The 21468-nt window shown below is 64.8% G+C and carries 20 protein-coding genes and 1 pseudogene; 12 read left to right on the top strand and 9 right to left on the bottom strand.

Translation table 11 applies throughout. The annotated features are described in order from the left end of the window. Positions 1 to 169: 169 nt before the first annotated feature. On the top strand, positions 170 to 328 hold the full coding sequence (locus ACFC4D_RS22360; protein ID WP_376066105.1) for a hypothetical protein: 159 nt from the start codon (positions 170 to 172) through the stop codon (positions 326 to 328). A 468-nt stretch (positions 329 to 796) separates the two neighbouring features. Then, positions 797 to 1009: a hypothetical protein gene (locus ACFC4D_RS22355; protein WP_376066104.1), complete on the top strand. Its 213-nt coding sequence runs from the start codon at positions 797 to 799 to the stop codon at positions 1007 to 1009. Here the strand turns inward: ACFC4D_RS22355 and ACFC4D_RS22350 are convergent. The 3 genes from ACFC4D_RS22350 to ACFC4D_RS22340 all read right to left on the bottom strand — a co-directional run bounded on the left by ACFC4D_RS22350 (position 1003) and on the right by ACFC4D_RS22340 (position 4372). Beyond that, positions 1003 to 1296 (bottom strand): BON domain-containing protein, encoded by a 294-nt coding sequence (locus ACFC4D_RS22350; protein WP_376066102.1) that lies wholly within the window; start codon positions 1294 to 1296, stop codon positions 1003 to 1005. The genes ACFC4D_RS22355 and ACFC4D_RS22350 overlap by 7 nt on opposite strands. Positions 1297 to 1432: 136 nt before the next feature. Further along, positions 1433 to 1669: a hypothetical protein gene (locus ACFC4D_RS22345; RefSeq protein WP_376066100.1), complete on the bottom strand. Its 237-nt coding sequence runs from the start codon at positions 1667 to 1669 to the stop codon at positions 1433 to 1435. Positions 1670 to 2710: 1041 nt separating this feature from the next. Continuing rightward, positions 2711 to 4372, bottom strand: coding sequence for a hypothetical protein (locus tag ACFC4D_RS22340; protein ID WP_376066098.1), 1662 nt, complete (start codon positions 4370 to 4372; stop codon positions 2711 to 2713). A gap of 459 nt (positions 4373 to 4831) precedes the next feature. On the opposite strand from ACFC4D_RS22340, the gene ACFC4D_RS22335 reads away from it, so the two are divergent. Further along, the gene (locus tag ACFC4D_RS22335) at positions 4832 to 8770 is read left to right on the top strand and encodes a hypothetical protein (protein WP_376066096.1); all 3939 of its coding nucleotides are present in this window, start codon (positions 4832 to 4834) and stop codon (positions 8768 to 8770) included. A gap of 5 nt (positions 8771 to 8775) precedes the next feature. Here the strand turns inward: ACFC4D_RS22335 and ACFC4D_RS22330 are convergent, their stop codons facing one another. Further along, the gene (locus tag ACFC4D_RS22330) at positions 8776 to 9867 is read right to left on the bottom strand and encodes a serine hydrolase domain-containing protein (protein ID WP_376066516.1); all 1092 of its coding nucleotides are present in this window, start codon (positions 9865 to 9867) and stop codon (positions 8776 to 8778) included. Between the two features lie 446 nt (positions 9868 to 10313). On the opposite strand from ACFC4D_RS22330, the gene ACFC4D_RS22325 reads away from it, so the two are divergent. The 5 genes and pseudogenes from ACFC4D_RS22325 (at position 10314) to ACFC4D_RS22305 (ending at position 13085) form a co-directional block, all read left to right on the top strand. Continuing rightward, entirely contained in the window at positions 10314 to 10499 is a 186-nt protein-coding gene (locus ACFC4D_RS22325) for a hypothetical protein (protein ID WP_376066093.1), read from the top strand. Between the two features lie 96 nt (positions 10500 to 10595). Beyond that, positions 10596 to 10883, top strand: a complete 288-nt coding sequence (locus ACFC4D_RS22320; protein ID WP_376066092.1) for a hypothetical protein — start codon at positions 10596 to 10598, stop codon at positions 10881 to 10883. 237 nt (positions 10884 to 11120) lie between these two features. Beyond that, a complete protein-coding gene (locus ACFC4D_RS22315) occupies positions 11121 to 11999 on the top strand; it encodes an alpha/beta fold hydrolase (RefSeq protein WP_376066090.1) in 879 nt (292 codons plus the stop codon). A 38-nt stretch (positions 12000 to 12037) separates the two neighbouring features. Further along, positions 12038 to 12427: pseudogene (locus ACFC4D_RS22310) on the top strand (DJ-1/PfpI family protein); the annotation flags it as partial. A 115-nt stretch (positions 12428 to 12542) separates the two neighbouring features. Continuing rightward, positions 12543 to 13085 (top strand): GlxA family transcriptional regulator, encoded by a 543-nt coding sequence (locus ACFC4D_RS22305; RefSeq protein WP_376066087.1) that lies wholly within the window; start codon positions 12543 to 12545, stop codon positions 13083 to 13085. Between the two features lie 135 nt (positions 13086 to 13220). Here the strand turns inward: ACFC4D_RS22305 and ACFC4D_RS22300 are convergent, their stop codons facing one another. Then, positions 13221 to 13805 (bottom strand): hypothetical protein, encoded by a 585-nt coding sequence (locus tag ACFC4D_RS22300; protein WP_376066086.1) that lies wholly within the window; start codon positions 13803 to 13805, stop codon positions 13221 to 13223. Positions 13806 to 13879: 74 nt separating this feature from the next. Between ACFC4D_RS22300 and ACFC4D_RS22295 the strand changes: the two genes are divergently transcribed. Then, positions 13880 to 14380 (top strand): hypothetical protein, encoded by a 501-nt coding sequence (locus ACFC4D_RS22295; protein ID WP_376066083.1) that lies wholly within the window; start codon positions 13880 to 13882, stop codon positions 14378 to 14380. Positions 14381 to 14588: 208 nt separating this feature from the next. Here ACFC4D_RS22295 and ACFC4D_RS22290 read toward each other — a convergent pair whose 3' ends face one another. Beyond that, positions 14589 to 15143 carry a hypothetical protein gene (locus tag ACFC4D_RS22290; RefSeq protein WP_376066081.1) on the bottom strand — a complete coding sequence of 185 codons (555 nt, stop codon included), beginning with the start codon at positions 15141 to 15143 and terminating at the stop codon, positions 14589 to 14591. A 75-nt stretch (positions 15144 to 15218) separates the two neighbouring features. On the opposite strand from ACFC4D_RS22290, the gene ACFC4D_RS22285 reads away from it, so the two are divergent. From ACFC4D_RS22285 to ACFC4D_RS22275, 3 genes are all read left to right on the top strand, one after another. Then, entirely contained in the window at positions 15219 to 15488 is a 270-nt protein-coding gene (locus ACFC4D_RS22285) for a hypothetical protein (protein ID WP_376066079.1), read from the top strand. Positions 15489 to 15898: 410 nt separating this feature from the next. Then, complete coding sequence (locus tag ACFC4D_RS22280) at positions 15899 to 16378, top strand: hypothetical protein (protein WP_376066076.1); 480 nt, start codon at positions 15899 to 15901, stop codon at positions 16376 to 16378. Between the two features lie 339 nt (positions 16379 to 16717). Further along, positions 16718 to 17263 (top strand): ricin-type beta-trefoil lectin domain protein, encoded by a 546-nt coding sequence (locus ACFC4D_RS22275; RefSeq protein ID WP_376066074.1) that lies wholly within the window; start codon positions 16718 to 16720, stop codon positions 17261 to 17263. Positions 17264 to 17627: 364 nt separating this feature from the next. Here the strand turns inward: ACFC4D_RS22275 and ACFC4D_RS22270 are convergent, their stop codons facing one another. From ACFC4D_RS22270 to ACFC4D_RS22260, 3 genes are all read right to left on the bottom strand, one after another. After that, positions 17628 to 19394 (bottom strand): pyridoxamine 5'-phosphate oxidase family protein, encoded by a 1767-nt coding sequence (locus ACFC4D_RS22270; RefSeq protein ID WP_376066072.1) that lies wholly within the window; start codon positions 19392 to 19394, stop codon positions 17628 to 17630. A 153-nt stretch (positions 19395 to 19547) separates the two neighbouring features. Then, positions 19548 to 20735, bottom strand: a complete 1188-nt coding sequence (locus ACFC4D_RS22265; RefSeq protein ID WP_376066070.1) for an MFS transporter — start codon at positions 20733 to 20735, stop codon at positions 19548 to 19550. Positions 20736 to 20806: 71 nt separating this feature from the next. Beyond that, positions 20807 to 21421 carry a TetR/AcrR family transcriptional regulator gene (locus ACFC4D_RS22260; protein ID WP_376066067.1) on the bottom strand — a complete coding sequence of 205 codons (615 nt, stop codon included), beginning with the start codon at positions 21419 to 21421 and terminating at the stop codon, positions 20807 to 20809. Positions 21422 to 21468: the final 47 nt, after the last annotated feature.

Genomic DNA, 21468 nt, shown 5'->3' with positions numbered 1-21468 from the left:
CTGTTCGTCCGTTATTGCAGTCTCACTGTAATAAGACCCGGAGCGGCGAGCAATGCATGTATGGCCTGATAGGCGAATCTCCCCGCGTGTGCCCTGAATCACTCGCCGCGAGTCCGTGTGTTCGAACCATCGACTCAATCGCGTGATCGGCCGCACGGATGGTCAACAATTGCAATCAGTACTCGATCAGCTACTGCCCGGGGCTCGGTCATGGGCGAAGCCGTGGGCCAGTTCCTCGGTCATGCTCGGCGTCGCGATCAGCCCGCTCGCGCTCATCGCGGTGATCCTGACCCTCACCGCGCAAGATCCATGGGCAGAGATCATCTGAGGTCGACCACACGCACTGAACTGCCGACGAGCGTGTGCTCGTCGCGGCCGCCTTGGTCGCCTCGCGGTGACCGCGATGTCCTCGATGCACGCCCATCGGTTTGAGCGATCCTGGCTCGCCCGGACCCTCCGACCACGCCGTCGCGGCTACGGGTTGCGGCCGGGCGGGGCTGGTCCTCCGGTTTGACTTGGAGTGCACTCAAAGTCCTAGTGTCGGAGGCGTTCTCGTCCCTCGAGGTATCGGCTCGGTCCGCCGGGCAGGAGGAGTATCCGCGCATGATCCCTCGAATCACGCTCGGCTCGCCCGGTCTTACCGTCAGCGCGATGGGTCTGGGGTGCATGGGGATGAGCGAGAGCACGGCGCCGCCGATTGGGATGGCGGCGTGGCCACCATCGACCGAGCCCTCGAGCTGGGCATTAGGTTCCTGGACACCGCCGGCGCCTACGCAGCGGGCACAACGAGGTATTGGTGGGTCGGGCCGTCCACGGCCGCCGGGATCAGGTGCAGCTGGCCACCAAGTTCGGCATCGACCGCAACGCCGATGACCGGGCATGCCGCATTCGCGGTGCCTGGGACTTCAACCTGGTCGGCGGGTCATCGTGTCCTAACGCACCGGCGGTGGGAATTGCCGGTTCGACCAGTCGTGAGTGGTCACCCCCGTTGGGGCACCGCCGCTATTGAACGCACACGTCAAGGTTGTTGGCGTCGACAGCAGCTACTCCTGCCACGTTGCCGATCGCCCACACCAGATTGTTCTTGGTGCTTGCGTAGGGCACCGAACCGGACAGCGTGACGATTCCTGTTGCGCCGTCGAATGCGATCTCCACATCGGACACATCGATGTGCTGGGAAGCAACATGAAATTTGAGGGCTCGAGCGACTATGGCATTCGAATCAGCCTGCGCTCCTTTCGGGTTGGCGCCATCAACTCTCTTGCCATCGTCATTGGTGTAGTTGAACGAGGACATGGCCTTCCCCTCCAGGCGTACAACGGATCGGGAGCTTCGGCTCCGCGACGAAGCCTGTGGTTTTCGGTGGGACGACGGGCCGGAGCACATGGTCGGCAGAGAGATGCCGAGTTCTCACTCCGGCCCGGAGAATCAGCTATCGCGCCAGCGGCTGCCCGAGGATCCACCCGTCGAGGTTGCCGCCCTGGCACAGCTCGTACCGATTGCCATTTTCTTGGTTGTACCGCACCACTACCTCGCCACCGCTCGCATAGCAGTATTCAGCGGCGGTTACCGCGTTCGCCGGGGCCCCAACAGCCAGCATGGAGATCCCCACCGGCATGCCGATCAGCACGGCCGCCGAGATCCCCGCCATCCTCAACTTCTTCAACATTCCATTCCTCCAAGTGATCTCGTGCTGGGCGCGCTCCCCGACACCGGCGCCGAATACACGCTGCGAGCGATCCGCTTGTGCGTGCAGACCCCGAAAGCGGATATGTCGTTCCCAGCACGTGTGTGTTTCCTGTGGCCGGCTCGATCCCCGTGAGGCGTCGAGCTGCGGGTCCCAGTGAAGTCGTCAACGCCGGAGCGGCGAAAGCGACTCATGCCCGCCGGCGCTCGAAGCCGCTGCTACAGGCCATGATTCGAGTTCCCCGGTCCGGACAACAAAGCCCGGATCGACCGCCCTTGTCGACCTCGATGGCGGCTCGGCAACACCTCTGCCGGCAACCGAACTTCGGCACGAACCTGGTGGATCAGCGCAGAGTGAAGATCCAGCTGCCATTGCACCCACGGCCAGTCTCGACCGACGAGTTGTAGCCCCATTCGCCTTGGGGGGCTTGGATGGACCAGCTGCGATCGGGATTCTTGATCGCCTCGGTGCCTGCCAGGAGGACCCATCGAGCGTGCCCGGGCACGGTCCACTGACGTCCCTGGTATGGAGGATTCCTCACCGTGAGGGTCACAGCGGAAGGACCCTGGTTATCCACCACCAGGCATGCGCCAGTGGGATAGTCTGCGTGTGCGGTTGGCGCGCTCACCACCGCGACGGCGGCCACACCCGCGAGCAGACCCCCCATACGAGCGACGATCGATTTCTTCAACATTCCATTCCTCCCTGTGATCTCGTGCTGAGCGCGCTGCCCCGGCGCCGACACACGCTGTGAGCGATCCGCTCGTGCGTGCAGACCCCGGACAGCGGATACGTCGCTCCCAGCACGTGGGTGTTTTCTCCGGCCGGTCCGACCCCCGTGGGGTGTCGAGCTGCGGGTCCCAGTGAAGTCGTCAATGCTGCGGCGGCGAAAGCGAATCGCGCCGTCGGACCCACGAAACCGCTGCTAGAGGCCATGATTCGAGTTCTCCGGTCCGGGGAACGAAGGCCGGATCGACCGCCCGTCTCGACCTCGGCAGGGGGCTTCTGGAGGCAGAGCGATCCTCAGATGTGCGGACTCAGCGCGACACCATCGCGCAGCACTGTCGCCGGGTCGCAGTCCGCGACGGCCACCCGCCGCCCCTGCGTGCCCGATTCCACCATCACGAACACCGTCGGTGGAAGGCTTTGCATAACAGTAGGTTCGACCAGATATTCATGGACGCGGCTGGTTGTCCGACCGGTGTCCTTGGACTCTCTCAGGGAATAGCTTGTCGGTACCGCACTGCCCCAACCCGCCGCTGCCGGTGCAGGATTGACGAGATTATTGATCTGTGTCGGTGCCGGCCCACTCTGGTTGTGGGACACGCCGGTGCTCGTGCCGTGGGATGTGCCGACCTGTTCGGTGAGCTCGGACAACACGAACGTGACTCCCGCACCGATGAATTCGGCGGCGACTGCGGCCTCGTGCGGGTTGCCCAACTGCATGAAACAGGTGACGCTGTCCGGACCACCGAGAAAGGCGCGCAGATCCTCGCGCAGGCGCTCTATCAGCAACACCAGCCGAACTCCGAGACGACGAGCCTGGCTGGACAAGGCATCGAGATCGCTCACCTGAAGGCTCGCCACACCCGCGACGACGATGACATCGGGGTCCACCCGGTTGCCCAGGTACGAGACCGGGGTGGCCTGGAGTCGCATGTCGTGTAGCAGCCGATGGAACACCAACAGGTCCAGGAAGTTCTTGCGGCGGAGATCGGTGACCTCGTTCGCCACGATCGCGAGCCCGGCCGGTGGCCACAGCGTCGCGGACGTCGCATCAGCGGGCTCTGCGGCCGATGATCGGCCGGTGGCGAGCCCGGTCAATTCAGCCAGCAGATGCAGTTCATCGGTGATCATCTCGGTTCCGCCGACTGTGTGCGCGTGGGTGGTCAGCCGCGCGAATTCGTTGTCCGAGAGCAGGTTCTGCGACTGCGGATCGTAGGTCTCGAGCAGCACACCGAGTCCGGCGTCGATACGTGCGAAGGTGATCGGAGCCTCGAGGCGTTCACACACCGCCTGGACCAGGCCCAAACTCGCACTGTGGGTTCCGATTCCGGGGTTCGGGACCGATCCGCGCAGCGAATACATCGCATCCGACACCAGGTCCGCGACCTCCTTACCCGAGAGCCCATATAGCAGGTGGTCTTCGCCGATGTGTGGTTTCCGTGTGTTCACATCACCGTTGTCCACGCGAGTGGTGGTGTCCGAGAACGCGACTGCGTGTACCGAGTGCCCGCCAGCGTGAGTGCGCGATTCGAGGTCGGTCGCGATGCGATGGTTGTCGAAGTCCAGGATCAGTGCCCGCCCACCGGTGGTGCGCAACGGAGCGCACATCGTCGTCACCATCGCCGACCACCCCCGTGGGGTCCCACCGAACACGTCGAGCCGTGCCGTGCCGTTGGTCGGACAGACCGGGAACCACACCCGGGCGCGCAGAACGCGCTGATATTCGGCGCGATCATGGGCGGCAACCTGTTGTACCCAGTGCTGGTGCGCGGACTCGAAAAGGGCCTTGTTCGCCTTCCGCTGCCGCCGGAAGAGCATCAGGCGGATCCCATAGATGCCGTACATCAGTACCAGCGGCACGGCCGGCAGGGCGACGAACAATCCTTCGTAGTTCGGTTCCCCGGGGTCCGGGGGATAGACGTGCTTGCCCCACGCCGGAGGCCAGCAGAACCACGTCATCAGCACGGCGATAAACCAGCCTGCCGCGGCCCCCGCGATGGGGGCCCGCGCAGGTGTCAACTGTGGGCGGTGGTTCAGCAGCGGCGATGCCGACGGCGGCGTGGGGGCAATGAACTCCCACCCCAGAGGGGCCGGTGGCACGAACAGCCGAGTCCCCGTCTCGCTCACTGGGGTGTCCTGGTGCGGGGGAGTCATCGAAGCCTTCACGCGCACAACCTCTTTCCTGGCTCTGTTCCACCAGTTCCGGACCCGCGCGGAGCCTGATTTCCGGGTCCGGTAGGCATGGGCGAACTGTAGGAAGAAGCCCGCGTCGCGATCGAGCTGCTGTCCTGCGGAATCGGTCGAATTCGCAGCTCACGCAAGGGATGTGAGTTCTCCGGAACGGAGGAATAGGTCCCGCCCGAGCCGGATCGGGCGCGAATGTTCTAGGCTTGGCACTTCGTAAAACCAAGGGGTGTAGTGGGTTCCACGACCACAGGGGCGGGACGGTCCTCGCGGGTATTGTTCGCCGAACGGCTCCGCCAGCTCTATCTCGCGGCGGGCAATCCGACGCTCAAGCAGCTGGCGGCAACGGCCAACACTCGCTTTCCGAAGGATTCGCGCCAGTACGAGGTCTCCGAGCAGCGGATCAGTGACTGGCGGTCAGGGAGAAACGTTCCGGCCAAATGGGATCCGCTGCATCGCGTGCTGTTGGTCTTGATCGACAAGGTGCCCAAGGACGCGGGGGTTGATGCGAATCTGCTGCAGATCGGCAGATGGCGGAGCCTGTGGAAATCGTGTGTGGCCGAACGAGCAGTCACTGCTTCCACAGACACGGATAAGTGCCCCTATCCAGGTTTGACGCAGTACACCGGCGCGGATACCGCGCTGTTCGCAGGCCGCGACGCCGCGATCGTCGAGCTGGCCGAACTCGTCACGGCGGGCCCCGGAATCGTGGCGTTGGTCGGAGCGTCCGGGGCGGGCAAGTCCTCTCTGGTGCAGGCGGGCCTGATCCCGGTCCTCACCGCTGAGCACTGGCAGACGCAGGTGCTGAGCCCGGCACGGTCCACCCGCGACACCCTGCGCACACTGGCTTGGGACAGTGAGCGGCGGCTGCTGGTCATCGACCAATTCGAGGAACTGTTCAGCGCGGTCACCACCGAATCCGACCGCGTCGCCTACATCGATGCCCTGCGCGCACTCACCGAACCCACCGCCGGAACACCACCGGTCACGGTTCTGCTCGCGATCCGCGCCGACTTCTACGCCCAGTGCATGGAACACCCGATCCTGCTCACCGCGTTGGGTACGCGAACCTATCCGCTGGGACCGATGACCCGAGACGAACTCGAGCAGGCGATCGACCGGCCGGCCGAGATGTGCGGGCTCACACTGGAACCCGGACTGCGCGAGCTGGTGATCCGTGAACTGGGCGACATGAACTACGGGCGCCACGATCACCAGTACAGTGCGGGCTTGCTGCCGCTGCTGTCCCACGTCATGGCCGCCACCTGGGAACAGCGAAAGGGCCGGGTACTCACCTTCACCGGGTACCGCGCGGTCGGCGGCATCTCCGGATCGGTCACCGCGACCGCCGACCATGCCTGGCGCTCACTCGATCCCGCACAGCATCACGCTGCCACGGCGATTCTGTACTCGCTGGTCAATGTCGGACATGACGGCAGGGACACGCGTCGAGTCCGGGCGATCACCGAGATCCCCGACATCGACCGGGCCGAGGTTCGCGCCGCACTCGACACGCTGGTGCACAGTCGCCTACTTACCATGGACGAGACCTCGGTGGCGTTCACCCATGAGATCGTGCTCGACGTCTGGCCGCTGCTGCGTGAGCTGATCGAGCAGGACCGCGCTGCCCATCTCGACCGCCAGCGACTCGAAATCGATGCCACGGAATGGGCTGACGCGCAACACGATCCGCTCCTGCTGTATCCCCGGCCTCGGCTGGCCGTGCTGCTCGAACACACCGAGCACGCACCGATCACCCCGACCGCCCGCGCATTCCTGACCGCAGCTACCGCTGCCCATCAGCGAAGCCGGCGACGGGAACTGCTGCTGCGCGGATCCGCGGTTGCGGCGGTGGTGGTTCTGCTCGCGTTGTCCTCACTTGCCTACTTTCAGAGCAGGCTCACCGCCCAACGCGAAACCGACAGACTCGTCGCGGACATCCTCACCGCCGCTGACGGTGTGAACACCACCAACCCTTCGCTCGCCGCCCAGTTGGTACTGGTCGCCGACCAGCTACGCCCCGACGATCCCGCCATCGAAACACGAATACTGCGCACGCAAACAGTGCCCCTGGCCATGCCCCTACGCGGGCACCAGGACTTGGTCAATGATGTTGCGATCGATCCGCGTGGAGCACTGATCGCCTCGGCCGGTGCGGACCACACCGTCAAACTCTGGACTGCCGCAAGCGAACCGCGAGAGGTGGTGACGTTTCCGAAGGCCGACGCCGCCATCACCGCGGTCACCTTCATCAGTGGTGAAATCCTGGCGGTGGGAACGGATTCGGGACTCATTCGGCTCTGGAACATCAGCGATCCGGCACGCCCCGAACCGCTCGGTCCCACCTTCGCCAGCGGGACGGGACCCCTGCGCCTGGCATACAGCCCTGACCGGCGCATCCTGGCCGCCGCCAGCGCTGACCACACCGTCACCCTGTGGAACCTGGCCACCCCGGCCACCCCGATCCGGCGCGAGGTCCTGAACACTCCTGCCCCGGTGCACTCACTGGCCTTCTCTCCCAGCGGCAATCGCCTCGTCACAGCAAGCAATGACGCCGGCGGCCCAACGCAGTTCATACCGACCACGGCCGCTGGTGTCAGCTCGTCGGTGCTGGTGTGGCAGCTCGATCGCCCCGCCGCGCCCGTCGCGATTCCCGTCGAGGACACCGCACACCGGGTCGACGCGGTCGCCTTCAGCCCCGACGGTGCCACCGTGGCCATCGGACATGGTGGCACCCCCATCGATATGGGCATGCTCACCGAAGCCCGCGTGCGGTTGTGGTCGCTCACCGATACCGGACCCAAGGCGTTAGGACCGTCCGTCTCACTGTCGGTGCGCTCGGGTCTGTGGTCGCTCGCCTTCAGCCCGGATGCGCGCAGGCTCGCGATCGGCACCGACGATGGCGCCCGGCTGTGGAACGTCGCCGATCCGGCGCGCCCGGTCGCACTCGGGCCTGCTCTGCGCAACGGCATGAACACGTGCCTGGACCCGTCCGGCATCTGTCTGAGCGGATCACGGTCGCTGACGTTCACCGTCGACGGGCGGCATCTGATCGCCGGTGATGCCAGCGGAATCGTCCAATATTGGTCACCCGCACCGGGTTTCGTGGGCGGATTGACCACCGATCTGATCCCCTCGATGTTCGATTCCGCGGGACAGCGCATGATCACCGGCTGGGACGGCAACGAACTGCGCGTCTGGGATATGTCGGACCCCACCACGCCTCGCCAGCTCGGAACCATGCCCGGCGGTTCCGGAGAAATCAGTGCCGACGGCCGCATGATCGTGGCCACGCCACAGGGCCGCCGACAACCCGTGCAACTCATCGATATCTCCGACCCGGCCAGATACCGGATCCTGCATGAATTCCCCGAGGCTTCCTCGGCGAGTTTCCTGGAAGGCTCCCGCCTGGTCACCGTCGACATTCGGTTTCGTGACGACGCGATCTTCAACGTGACCAGGGTGCAGTATTGGGATATCACGAACCCAGAACAACCACGCCTGCTCGGCACCCCGATCTCCGAACCCCTGTTTACCGAGAAATCCCTCGGCACGGTATCGAACAGCGACGGGAGTCTGCTTCTGTCCGGCGGGCAAGATCGCAGTGCGGCCGGTGAGCTCGAGGCTGTCGCCAAGGTATGGGAGATCACCGACTCGTCTCGGCAGCGGGAGATTCTGCGGGTTCCGAGCGATCCCTCCGCACCGATCTACAAAGGCGCGTTGCCCTACGATCAGCGCACCGTGATCACGGTGACCCGCAAGGCCATTCAGCTCTGGGATGTCAGCGATCACAACAATGTCACCAAGCTCGGTGCTATCGCTCCGCCCGACGGCGTCACGGTCACCAACGCCGATATGACCCCCGATGGGCGACTGATGGTGATCAGTGGCTCGGATGGGAGCATCCGCCTCTACAACACGCGGGATCGATCCAATCCCACCGCGATCGGGCCATCGCTCGTGGATCCTGGAGTCGTCACCGGGATGTTGTTCGCGGGGATGGTCCCCGCGCGCGGGCTCGTGGTGGGGGTCGGCCTGCTCAGCCAATTGCTGGTACTGGACCTCAATCCCGCGACCGCGGTCGAACGCATCTGTCAGGTGACGCGCGATGTTCTCACCCCCGAGGTATGGCACACCTATGTGCCGGGCCGGGCGTACGATCCGCCGTGCTGACCGGCTCAGAACGTGCAGAACACCCGCTCCAGGGCAGCCGCCAGGTGGAGAACGCTCGGCGAATCCGACAGCAGGTGGTACTCGTTCGCGACCAATACCACCTGTTTGTCCCCTGAGCTCGAGGTAGCCACGGCGCTGAAATACCCCAGTACAGCACCGTATTTCAGCCATACCGGCCCGCAGGGGCTGTCCCAGCGATAGATCCCCATCGCGAATCCGGTATCGCGCCCCTGCTCGTGAAAGGTGCTGCGCAACAGCGATAGTTGCGCCGGCGCGAGCAGTCGGCCATCCTGCTGAGCGCCTGCGAACACTGCCAGATCATCGAGGGTGGACACCATCGCCCCGGCAGCACCATGGATTGTCGGGTTCGATACCGACACATCCCGCACGAGAAAGTACCCGCGCATCCAGTCGGGCCCGACCTCCGGCGAGCGCGGAAAGAAGGTGTGCCGCAACCCCAATGGCGTCACGATCCGCGACTGGATTTCCGTTTCGACACTGTGTCCGGTGGCCGCTTCGATCACCATTGCGGCCAGGACGAAGTCGGTGTTCGAGTACACCTGCTTGACTCCCGGGGCGGCATACGGAGGTAACGCGGTGGAGATCGCCACCAGCTCGCGCGGCTCCCACACCCGATACTGGTCCACATCGGCCGCATACATCGCCGAGAACACCGGATCCTGGTCATAGCTCACCATTCCGGAGGTGTTCTCAAGCAGATGCCGCACCTGAATCCGTTCTCCCGCATGGCCGTTTCCTTGCACGAGTCCGGGCAGCCACCGCTCCACGGTGTCATCGAGGGACACCTTGCCTTCGCCGATCAGTTGCAGCAGAACAGTGGCCACGAACATTTTCGTGATGCTCCCGATGCGTACCGGTGCATCCGGATCCGCTGCGGTTCCGGCGGTGAGATCACCCACCCCTACCCCCACGCGTACGACCTTGTCCCCACGTCGAAGCAACCCGATCGCCCCCGGATACCCCAACCCGCCCACTCCCTCACCGAGGGCGGCTCGCAGCACCTGCACCGCGTCATCCACCGGTTCCGCGTGGGCTGAATTCGTCCCTGCCGCACACACACTCACCACGATTGCCATCCCGGCCAAGGCTCGCTTCACAGGCTGATCTTCGCACCTGGTGCCCCCGCCGAACGCATTGCCGTCGCACCGGTGGATACTGAATTGTCATGTTTGCCAGCGAAATTCCGCTCGAAACGCGAATACGGCAGTGGCACAACGAACCACACGAATCTGCACGCCAAGATTCCCTTTGCGGCCGACGGTCCGCCTGGCTCGCCGTCGACCACCGCCCGAGATCGGAGATTCTCGGCAGTGATCGGCTCACTGCGGTCTTGAATGAGCCACCACCGAATTGGCGGAAGGGGAATCGGTGGCATCGGTGCACTCGGGCACGTCTGTGCATCTGGATCGCAAATATCACCGATCGGGGCCGCGCTTGCGAGATCTCACGCGATGGCTGGTCGGTCGGTGTGGCCCGCGGCTAGTCTCAACACGAGAACCACAGGGGTGGAGGGAGATTGGTCATGAGACGACTGCGTTCGTCCTGGATCGGTATCGCGGTGCTGGTGCTCAGCATGCTCGCGAGTTGGGCCGCGGGCAGTGCGTTGGGTGGGCTCGCGGTTCTCGGGGTGGCCGTGGTGGTGGTCTTCGTCCGGGCTCTGCGCGCAGAACAACGCAAAGCCCGAGCACCGCACACCTCGACTTCGTAGGCCGCCACCGGCCGGCGATCGCCACGGTTCCGGGGCGCCGTAACAACCTCGGGCGCACGACTTGTAGACATCCGCTGCACGCCTGGAGACAAGACCATGTCCTCGTACAACTTCACCAATGATGATGGCGAGATCGATAGTTTTGCGAAGCTGAGAGGTCCGCAGGCTAACGCCGCACTCGCTCGAGCCCTCAAATTTCATGTTGCTTCCCAACAGATCGATGTGTCCGATGTGGAGATCACATTCGACGGCACAACGGGAATCGTCACGCTGTCCGGCTCGGTGCCGTACGCAAGCACCAAGAGCAATCTGGTCTCGGCGATCGGCAACGTGGCAGGAATAGCCGCTGTCGACGCCGAGAATCTCGGCGTGTCCGAGCACTAGCGGCAGGTGCCCTCACCGTCCTCCATGGCTGCGTGGGTGCGCTGTCCGAACAGGCCCGACTACGGCGGCTGCTACTTCCGTACCACTGGCAAGAAGGGCCATGGTCAGTGACTGATTGGATCGGCCAGACCGCTGATCGGTCCGGCCAGGGGCCTCGTCCGGGGACGGTTTGCGGCGTTCAATTCCGGCATGTCGTCATCGGCGGCAGGGATCGAAATCGCTTGGAGGGATTGGCAAATGACCGAGTTCGTGGCTCTCGAAGGTGGGCAGATCGCGTGTGATGTGGATGGGGTCGGTCCGCTGGTGGTGCTGGTGCATGGCATGGGGTGTCGGCGTCAGGACTTCCGGTATCTGGTCGGGCCTTTGGTGGCGGCAGGGTATCGGGTGGTGAACATGGATATGCGCGGGCATGGTGAATCCAGCATGGGCTGGGTGTCGGTGACGGGTAAGGTCGCCATCAGCCGCACCGATGTCGCGCTCGACATCCTCGGTGTAGTAAGGCATTTCGGGGGTCCGGCGGTGATCGTCGGGCATTCGCTGGCCGGTGGGTCGGCTACCATCGCGGCCGCCGAGGCGCCGGAACTGGTGTCGGCGATCGTCGAGATCAATCCGTTCACCCTGACTTACGGGCTCGATCTCGGTGCGTTGTGGACGATCCGTCGTTATCGGCGCGGGATGGCGCAGTTGATCGGTACGCAGCTGTTCAACTCGCCTTCGCTGTGGTTCCGCTACCTCGGGGGCGTGGCATACCCGAGCAAACCCGCCGACTTCGAGCAGCAGCTCCAGCAATTGCGGGACCTGCTCCGGCAGCCCGGCCGGTGGGCGGAATTCCGCAAGACCGGCAAGACCTCACCGGCGGATGCGCAGGCACGGATTGCCGAAGTCCGTTGTCCGGCATTGGTAATCATGGGATCGGAGGATCCGGACTACCCGAATCCCGAGGACGAGGGCAACAGGATCGTCGCCGCACTGCCCGCCGGGCTGGGCGAGGTCGCCGTGGTGGATCAGGCCGGTCACTATCCGCACGCTCAGTTTCCCGACCGTGTCGCCGCACTCATGATCCCGTTCCTCGACCGCCACACAACCCGCAGCGCGGCGGAATCAATCAGTCATTGACCGTGGCAGCCGACCGCATCCACTGCGATGATGGCGAGATGTCGGCGCCTCGCACCATCGTTTTCGTTGTCTTCCAAGGCATGCAGATTTCCGAACTGGCCGGGCCGATGGATGTGTTCGCCCTCCTCAACGGTATCGCCGAGCGGTCGGCCGACCAGCTGCCACCGGAGCTGTGGTGGCATGTGATCACCGCCGGGGCGCGTCCGGAACTAGCGAGCGGCGATGCCGCGTCACCGCCGTATCACCTGATGACAGCCTCACCGGGTGGCCGGCCTGTCAAAGCCGACGGTGGTCTGACCCTCACCGTCGAGCATTCGCTCGAGGACATCGTCGCGGGCGCGGACTTCGATACCCTGATCGTCGTCGGTGGCGATGTCATGGGTCCCGGTGCGGCCGAAGTGATTCCGGAGTTACCCGCGCTGGCTCGCAAGGCCCGCCGGGTGACGTCGGTGTGCGGGGGCGCGCTGCTGCTCGCCGCCGCCGGGCTACCGGGCTACCACCCACTGGTCCACGACCGGCATTCTGGCCCAACGCTATCCACGAGTGAGGGTCGAACCGGATCGGATCTACGTCCGCGACCGCGACCGCTGGACATCGGCGGGGATGTCCGCGGGCGTCGATTTGGCGCTGGCACTGGTCGAGGACGACCACGGCCGCGAAACCGCCGCCATGATCGCGCGGGTGGCCGTGATCTTCACCCGACGACCAGGCGGACAAGCCCAATTCAGTGCCCAACTGCGTGCCCTGCCCGCCAAGACCCCTGCGATCCGAGCGGTGCAGCAGTGGTTGCCCGACCATCTCGGCGACGACCTCACCGTCGCCGCCCTCGCCCGCCGCGCCGGAATGAGCGAACGTAGCTTCGCACGTACATTCCGCGCCGAAACAGGAAGCACGCCAGCGACTTTCATTGAAGACCTGCGCATCGAAGCCGCGCGCCGACTACTCGAATCCACCGAGCTCACCATTGGCGCCATCGCCCGCCAGGTCGGCTACCGGCACGGCGAAACCCTGCACCGGGTGTTCACGCGCCGTCTCGGCACCACGCCCGAACGTTACCGTCAGCATTTCGGTGCCGACGCGGCGTAGTCCACCCACCCGGATTCGCCCTGGCCAGACAGTCTGTGCCACCGTGGAACGCACGCTGCTGCCGATTTCACGATGCTCCCATCGTGGGTGTACCACTCGGTCAGGGTTGCAGACACGGTGCCGTCGGCAGAGTCGTCACCGTCGATCTTCAAACCCGGACTGCGAGACAGGTCGGGCTAGGGCAGCGGCCGCGAAGGGTCCGGTGTTCGTCGCCATGAATCCGGGGAGTTGGCTCGGGTGGAACGGCGGACCGCCGGGCACGAAGGCGACATCGTCCAAATAGCAGTAATACACCGTGTTCCATACCTGCCAGTTGGCCTGCCGCCGCGGTAGAACAGCCTTCAACTGCTTCGTCTGGATCACACCGGCAATCGTGATGAGAGTTCCGATTGCCAGCGGCCAACCCGTCATGCAAAGCGGCGCAAAGATACTCGCCGAGATCGAGGCCCCCGTCGAAGCCATGATCGCGGAACAGAACAGGTGCAGGAACAGCCCGACGATCAGCAGCGCGATGCCCTTGCCCAGGTTCCCCCGATCCGGCTGAAGCACCGGCGGCGAAAGCTGTTTCGCCAACGTCGACTGATTGACCGTCGTAGTCCTGCGCCGCCGCCCCTCGTCATATGCGTACCCCCGCGCATACGACGTTCCCGCAGCGTAGATCGCCGATGCCTTCTGGCACTGGCTGTTTCGCCCGCAAACCGGGCAGACCCCCTCGTACATGGCCTCAGCGTAGCTGCGCGCCGCCGATGATCAGACCGACAGCGGTGTCACGCCACCCGCAAGATTCCCTCGTAATGCCCGGCGGCGCCGAATTCAACGCGGACAGAACACCATCCGCTACTGCCGATGAGCGCGAAGCCAGGTCGGCAGGCGACCAGGTTGTCCAGGGCGTGATCCACAGCGACGATTGGATGGTGATCAGTTTGGATTGCTGCTCCTCATCACCGGAAATGCCCTCTGTGACAGTCGGTATCGCTATCGTTCAGTTGAACGACGGGTTCTTCTCTGACGGGGAGCTGAATCGCTGGCGTCTCATTCTTGGGGGAACTTACGACGCACAGCTGGGATGGGTGGATGATCCCGGAGATCCGGAGATTGGTTCGACGCTTCGATTGATCATCGACGAACCCGTCAGCTGCCTGTGGGACGTGTGGGCGGGTCATGTCGTAGATCTGCAGTGGGAGCTCGACGCCGGTGTCCGCGCGGCGGTCGAACAGCTGAACCTCAGCCTGCCGTCCCACGTGCACCTCACCAACGAATTCGCCTACGACTGTATTCGTGAAACGGAACGGTAAACAGGAAGTGTTGCGCCGCAATGTCTCTCGATGAATGCCCGATTTCTGAGGCTTCCGGGACGTGAATTTCTGCTCATGGCAACGGGATACGACCGGCGGTCTCTCGATCGTCACAGATCAGGGTATGAAAAGCGGCTCGAGCCGGTGCCAACGGAAGCTGGCACCGGCTCGAAAGCGATGGTGAGGTGGAGTTTACGGCTCTCAGCGGTCAGTAGCAGTTCGCCAGGTTGGTGTTCGGGATGACGTAGCACGGCCGGGTGCTGCTCGGCGCGCCGGAGCCGCTGAGGCCGCCGATCATCGCACCGCCCAGGATCCCGGCGGGTATCGCCATGAACCCGAAACCGAGGCTGATGACGGTGACCACGAGACCGAGGATGCCCCCGATGAGCGCGCCGGCCGCCGCGTTGGCGCTGCCGGTTTGGGCGGTGCCCGCCGCGACGGCGGTGGCGGTCGGGTGTGCGACCAGTGCGGCGCCGTCGTCAGCGATGCTGGGGTTCAACGAGAGCACCTGATCGGTGCCGTCGATGGTCACCGAGAGCGGCATCGTGGAAGTGACGATGCCGTATCCGTCGAGGATGTTCACCGCGGCGTCGGTGAGCTGGAACGTGCCCCCGGTCAGGGTGGTGGTGACGGTCTGGTCCATATCGGAGCGAACCACGTCGTAGTGGATGCCGCCCTGGTCTCCGGACAGCTGCGAAACAGCCTTCACATCCTGTGCGTTCGATTCCGGCGCCGCATACGATGTGCCCCCCGTGATAGCCATGGCGCCGATGGTGAGCGCAGCTGTGGCGACGATCTTTCTCATTTTCACAAGGCCATCTTAGGCCGCGCGAGGGAGATGCTTGACAACGAATTCACTTTCGGCGCTGGTGGTTTCGCTCGTGCGATTACCAATCACACCCATGCCGATTTCGACTTCCACCCCCACACCGTCACGGTCGTGCACTTCGATGGCGTGGATCTGTCGCTGCCGCCGGAGGAGAGCGGGCAGGTGCGTTACGACGAGATCAAGGTCGGTTACGGGCCGTGCAGTGTCTCGATCTGCGATACCTCGCAGATCAGCTATGACGCGGGCAAGTTGAACGAGGCCGCCGCTCGCCTGGCTTAGGACGCCAAAACCGTTGTCTAACTAGGTAATTGGTTCGGCACGTGTCGCAAGATCGCCGGGCCCAATCATCTTTGGTCTCTACCTGCCGCAACAGGTGCTCCGACGAACGCACGGTCATGCCGCGTGGCGCGCTGACCGAACCGGCCAGCGTGGGCGGGGCGGAAGATCAAGTGGCGGTGTCAGTCCGAGGCGGCCGAACATCCGGCATTGCCGATTGGTCCGATCGAGTGCACGGCCAGTAGCAACAAGACATGGTGGCCTTCTGAGGTCGTGGCTGGGTAGTGTTGGGTTCGGGGCTGGAACGGTTTCGCTGCTGGGGCGTGGGTTTGCGAGCGGGAGGCTCGGTGGGGGTGTATCCGAGTGTTGCGGCGGCGGTGGCCGCTGCGGTGTCGGCGGGTGCGACGGCGGGTATGACCGATACCGCCAAAGCGGCTGTGGCGGACGCGTATCAGGAGTTGAAAGGCGTGCTCGCCCGCAAGTACGCGCACGTCGATATCGCGATGGTCGAGGCGGAGCCGGGGTCTCTGGCGCGGCAGGAGGCTCTCGATACCGAACTCGTCGAGCTCGGTGCCGGAGATGATGGCGAGTTGCACGGCGCGGTCGAGCAGATCCTGCGGGTGGTGCGCCACTACTCGCCGCAGGCTGCGGAACCGATGGGTGTACAGGAGCGCTTCAATCTCGGGTCGATCATCACCCTGTTACGTGCTGCCGCCGCTGATGACAACCCATGGATCATGGTCGACCTCGGTCGTCTACTGGAGGACCTCGGCGAGCTCGATGAAGCCGAAACTTGGTACCGGCGTGCCGCAGCCACCGGCGACACCGATGCCGTGAACAATCTGGAGATCCTGCATCGAAAGCGTGGCGAGATCGGCGACGCCGAACCCTAACCCCGCTGCACAGCTGGCTTATCGAACTCGAGTGCGCGCTGAGGCCGCACCGTATACCGCGCTGACCGTTCCGGCGAGGGCGGAACGTCGGAAGATCAATTGGCCGTGCCAGATCCGAGGTCGGCGAACGTCCGCAACTGCCGATGATCGTGCTCAGTGAGGTTCCCGCGCTGAGCGGAGCAGATACAGCTAGTCGCTTCAAATGCCCTGCGGCCGAGCGCATGTGGTTGTTAAGGATCTTGAAAGTTACCCTGGATACTTTGCTTCGCATCGGATGGAAGATGTTTGGCTACAACAGAAGTCGCTCCCAGTGCTGGTTGCGATGCGGAGGGGAACGATATGAACAAGTCGCTTGATACCTGTGTGGATCAGTCGGTGGACAATTCGTCGGTGCAGCGGGGAGGTCGGCAGCCGGTGCGTTGGCTGGGGGTAGGAGCCGCGCTGGCCGTCACCGCAATGGTGATCTGCGCGCCGTCGGCGTCGGCGGCGAGCACGACGCTGGTCAATGGGCTCGTTCAGGGCACGTGTCTGGATGCGCAGACGATGGACGGTGTCACGCTCACGGGGGTCGCTCAAGTCATTACCTGCAATAGCGGCCCCGCGCAGCAGTGGATCAACGGATCTGCCAACAGTCTGCGAAACGGCCTGAACACAGGTATGTGCCTCGACGCGCAGACAATGGATGGCATCTCCCTGACCGGGGTCGCTCAAGTCGTCCCGTGCAACGGCGGTCTCGTGCAGGAGTGGTTCACCGGCCCCGGCAACACTCTCCACAATGGCCTCGACGGAGCCATGTGCCTGGACGGCCAAACCCTCGAGGGCAGAACCCTCACGGGAGTGGTTCAGGTCATCCCGTGCAACGGTGGACCCGCGCAGCAGTGGTGACCGTGATCAAGTCGAGTGATGAGTGATCGGTCCACCATTCACGGGCGTCGGCGGCGCCCCGGCGGAGAGAGCCGAAAGACAGCTGGGGACGGCGCAACGCCTGTCATCGCGACTCGCCGTGGACATGTCGTTTGCTGGCCTTCCTAATTCCCTACTGCGCCAATAGTTTTCCCGAACGAGCCCAGTCCTCGATGGCAGGTCATGACAACGCTGAACGCGGCCGATGAAATGTGCCTGGCCAATCTGTTCCAGGAAAGTTCGGACGATTGCCGCAGGGGTGGATCGTAAGATGTAGCACGACAATGGATCTCGAAATGCGACCTGCGGAAGCATGAGCAGAATGCGGGCCCGCGGTCGGATCCGTTCAGTACGTGAAGGTGGCGCATCGCACGTGCTCGTTGCCGACCCATTCCAGTATCGACCGGGTCAGACCTGGCGGTGCGCACAGGTGGAAACGTCGCCGCCCGGCGGTCCCCGCGGACAGAACGTCGGCGGGCTCGATCCGTCGTGTGTGCACGCGCGCGCCGAGCATGCGCAGTTCGGTGACCTCCGGCTCCGATCCGGTGCTGCGCGTGAGGAACAGGTCGGTGACAGTTGCCACTTCGCCGAGCGCTCCCAAGACCTCGACCGCCAGCGGCAGGTCGTCGGCCCGCACGCTCCACAGGAGCTTCAGTCGCCGGTCCGCGGATGCCGCGGATGCCGCTTGTGCTTGCGCCATGAGCGGTGTGATCCCGACCCCGGCAGCGACGACGACGTCGTCAGCCTCGGGGTCGGCGCCGAACTCGAACTCGTCGCCGCTTCCGAAGCCCAGCACGGCGACCTCGACCGACCGGTCAGGACGCCACCGCTCGAGGAAGGCCGTCACCGGCCCCTGCGTGCGGACGGTGATGTCGAACTCGGCACCGTCCAGCACCGCCGAGCGGTCCTCGGGCTGTGCGACGGGTTGGCTCGAGATGGTGAATGACCTGATGTGGTCGTCGTTGAGGGATCGCGGATCATGGTCGCGCATGTGCGACCAGCCGCGATCGAGGTGGGCGGAGAAATCCAATGTGACGTGCTGCCCCGCACGCCACGGTGTCAGCTGTGCGAACGCGGCTCGCGAGAACGTGGTCGACCGATCGGGGCAGAGCCGGAAGGTGTACCGCGAGATGGTCGGCGTGAGGGTCGATCGTCGGAGCAGCGTCGCCGTGGCGACGGCCAGCGGCTTCCCGTCGGGAGCGGTCGTTCCGATGGTGGCGGCACCGCCGAGTTCCTGAGCCAACCGGTGGACTGGCGGGTTGTAGGGTGACGGATCCAGCGGAGTGCCGCGGAACGGTAACCCGTCCTGCACGAGACGGGCCGCGTCGACGTGCACGCGGACGGCAAGCTTGCTGTGCGGCAACAGGTTCGCGGCATCTGCGCCGACGAGGATGTCAGCGCGTCCGCTGAGGTACAGCACGGCGCCGGTTTCGATATCGGGGAAGGTCACGCCGACCGCGGGGTCGGCCCGCAGGTTGCCCAGGGTCTGGAAGAGGCGGTTCCCGGAGTACTCGGGATAGACGAGTGTGACGCCCGCCGTGGCCGAGTTGGCCAGGACCCGCACGAACCCGGGCGCCCCACCTCGGACATTGGTGTCCATGCTCGCCGTGCCGTGGCGGCTGGAGAGGGCGAACAGGTCGGATCTGCCGATGAGGTCAATCGCCTCGGGAACGAGCGGGAGTCGCTCGCTGACCAGCGTCGGCGACGAGTCGTAGGGGCGAATCGCCTTGCGGTTCAAATACTTCGGGCAGTTGCCCAGTGTCTCCTCGACGGCGACTGCCAGCTGCACGTCGGCCGATGTCCCGGCCTGCTGATCGGTCGCCACGACGGTGCCGCCCAGCACTCTGCCCGAGATCTTGACCCGGGACCGGGTCTCCAGATCGATTGCCAGCCCGCCGACCAGCTTCCCGCCGCCTTCGTGCCGGGCGATCACGCCGTCGCGCAGCTCGTGCCCGGCGAACAACGCCTCCAGCACGGGATCGAAGCCCAGCAGTGGCCCACGCGAGCGGGCATGCACGCCCAGGACACCGGCCGCGACGGGCCGGACCACTCCGGCGTCGCCACCGAGCACGGTGGTCCAGACGCGGTCGTGCGCATCGACCGTGCCCAGCATCAGGAGTGGGCTCTCGGCCATCCAGAGTCCGTATGAAATCGGCAGACCGGAGGTGGTGGGGTTGTCGCGGTGCACCACCCGCAGGAGGCGGTGCATCGCCTGCTCGCAGGGATGCCATGTCGCGGGTGCCGGATTCGTGGACATCGTCGCCTCCTACCGGGCCGTCTGCTGCAGCTGGGCCGACCCCGGTGCGCTGAGCCGGTCGCGTCGCGGGTGTTGCAGCGCCAGCACGACCGCGGCGAGCACGGCGAACACGCTGCCCGTCCACATGGCCACCGCCGGGTCGTCGCCGAACGCGCCGATCGTGGCCGCGCTGACGGCCGTGCCGACGGTGATGCCGAGCGTGATGATCGATGTGTGGACGGTGCTCACGAGAGCACCGCTGCCACCCACCTCGACGACCCGCGTAACCAGCGGCGGATTCATTGTGACACCGGCGAATCCGACGACGAGGACCATGACCAGGACCACCGGCCGCACATCACTGGCGACCGCGATCACGGCCAGCGAGACCGCGAGCAGGGCGTGACCCGACCGCAGAATACCGACGGCGTGACGGTCGGCCAGCTTCCCGACGGCCAGGTTCCCCACCAGTGCACACACGCCGTAGGCGAGCAGGATCAGCGTCGTCGCCGATGAGCTGAATCCGGCGCTCTGCTCCAGCAGCGGGGTGAAGTAGGAGAAGGCCGCGTACGCGGCGCCGATCGTCAGGAAGCTGACCAGGTAGCGCGACCACAGGCGGGGCAGGCGGAGGTTGCGCAGGTCCTGGGCGGCGTCGTCGGCCGTCGCCGCATCTCGCGGTGGCAGGGCGAGCAGGCTTACGACGAAGACGACGACAGCGGCGGCACCGAGGACGTGGAATGTGGCCTGCCAGCTCCATCTTTCGGCGATGAAGTGCGATACCGGGAGCCCGACGACCGTGCCGACCATGATTCCGCTCAGCACGATCGAGACGGCCTCGCCGATCGTGTCCGGGTTCCGAGCGAGCCTGGTGGCGTAGGCGATCGACAGACCGACGGCCGCCCCGGCGAGGCATCCGGTCAACAGGCGCATCAGCGCTACCCACCAGTACTCGTGCACGAGGGGGACGAGCAGTTCGGGGATCGCGTACGCCGCGACGACGGTGAGCAGTGCCTGCTTCGGTGGACGGTGCCGCAGGGCGAAGGCGATGGCCGGGCCGCCGATCGCCATGCCCAGCGCGAAGATCGAGACGAGCATCCCGATCATGCCTGTGTCGACTCCCAGGTCATGTGCCATCACCGGCATCATCGCCGGGATCTGCAGCTCGCTTGACACCACGATGAGCATGGTCAGCATCAGCAGGTACAGGTGTCTTGTCATCGGCGCTCTATCCCTATGTTGGACGAAATCTGTATTCGAAAGTTCAAAAATGAGAGACGCAAAAGCCCCGGTCAGGTGACTGTGCGCAAAGAACGCAGGTGCAGATCGGCCACCCGCGCGAGCTCGGCGACACCGGAGCCGGACTGGGCGAGGACTCGCAGCCCCGAGATGGCCGAGGAAACCATCAGGGCCGCGTCGCGCGCCGCGACATCCTCGCGGAGGGTGCCGTCCAGCTGACCGACTCGCACGGCGTCGGCCAGCAGTGCGAGTTGAACGTCCGCGTAGCGGTCGAGGAGGCTCTGTACGCGCGGCTCCCTGGTACCGAGATCGGGTGCCATCCGTGACGCCACGATCATGCAACCCGCGGCGTGGCCGTTCCCCTCGGCGGCACCTTCCTCGGCGAGGACGACATCGAAAAGGGCTGTGAGGCGCTCGATTCCGGACAGTCGCTGATCGGTGAGGATCGTCTGCTGCTGTTCGAGGGCGAGGGTTGTGTGTCGCTCCAGCGCGCGGACGAACAGCTCGTTCTTCGAGATGAACGTGTTGTACAAGCTGCTCCGCCGCACACCGGCCGCCTCGCACAGCTGCTCGGTCGAGGTGTCGGCGAACCCGCGGACTCGGAATCGCCCGGCGACCGCATCGAGAACCGCCGCTTCATCGAACTCTCGTGGTCTGCCAGCACCCATGACGAGCACACTACCTATTCTGTACTTCTAAATACAAATAGGGGACC

This window comes from Nocardia sp. NPDC056000 (assembly GCF_042269265.1).
GTDB lineage: Bacteria > Actinomycetota > Actinomycetes > Mycobacteriales > Mycobacteriaceae > Nocardia.
The sequence above is the reverse complement of the archived record's forward strand: the minus strand, read 5'-3'. Positions and strand labels throughout refer to the sequence as shown.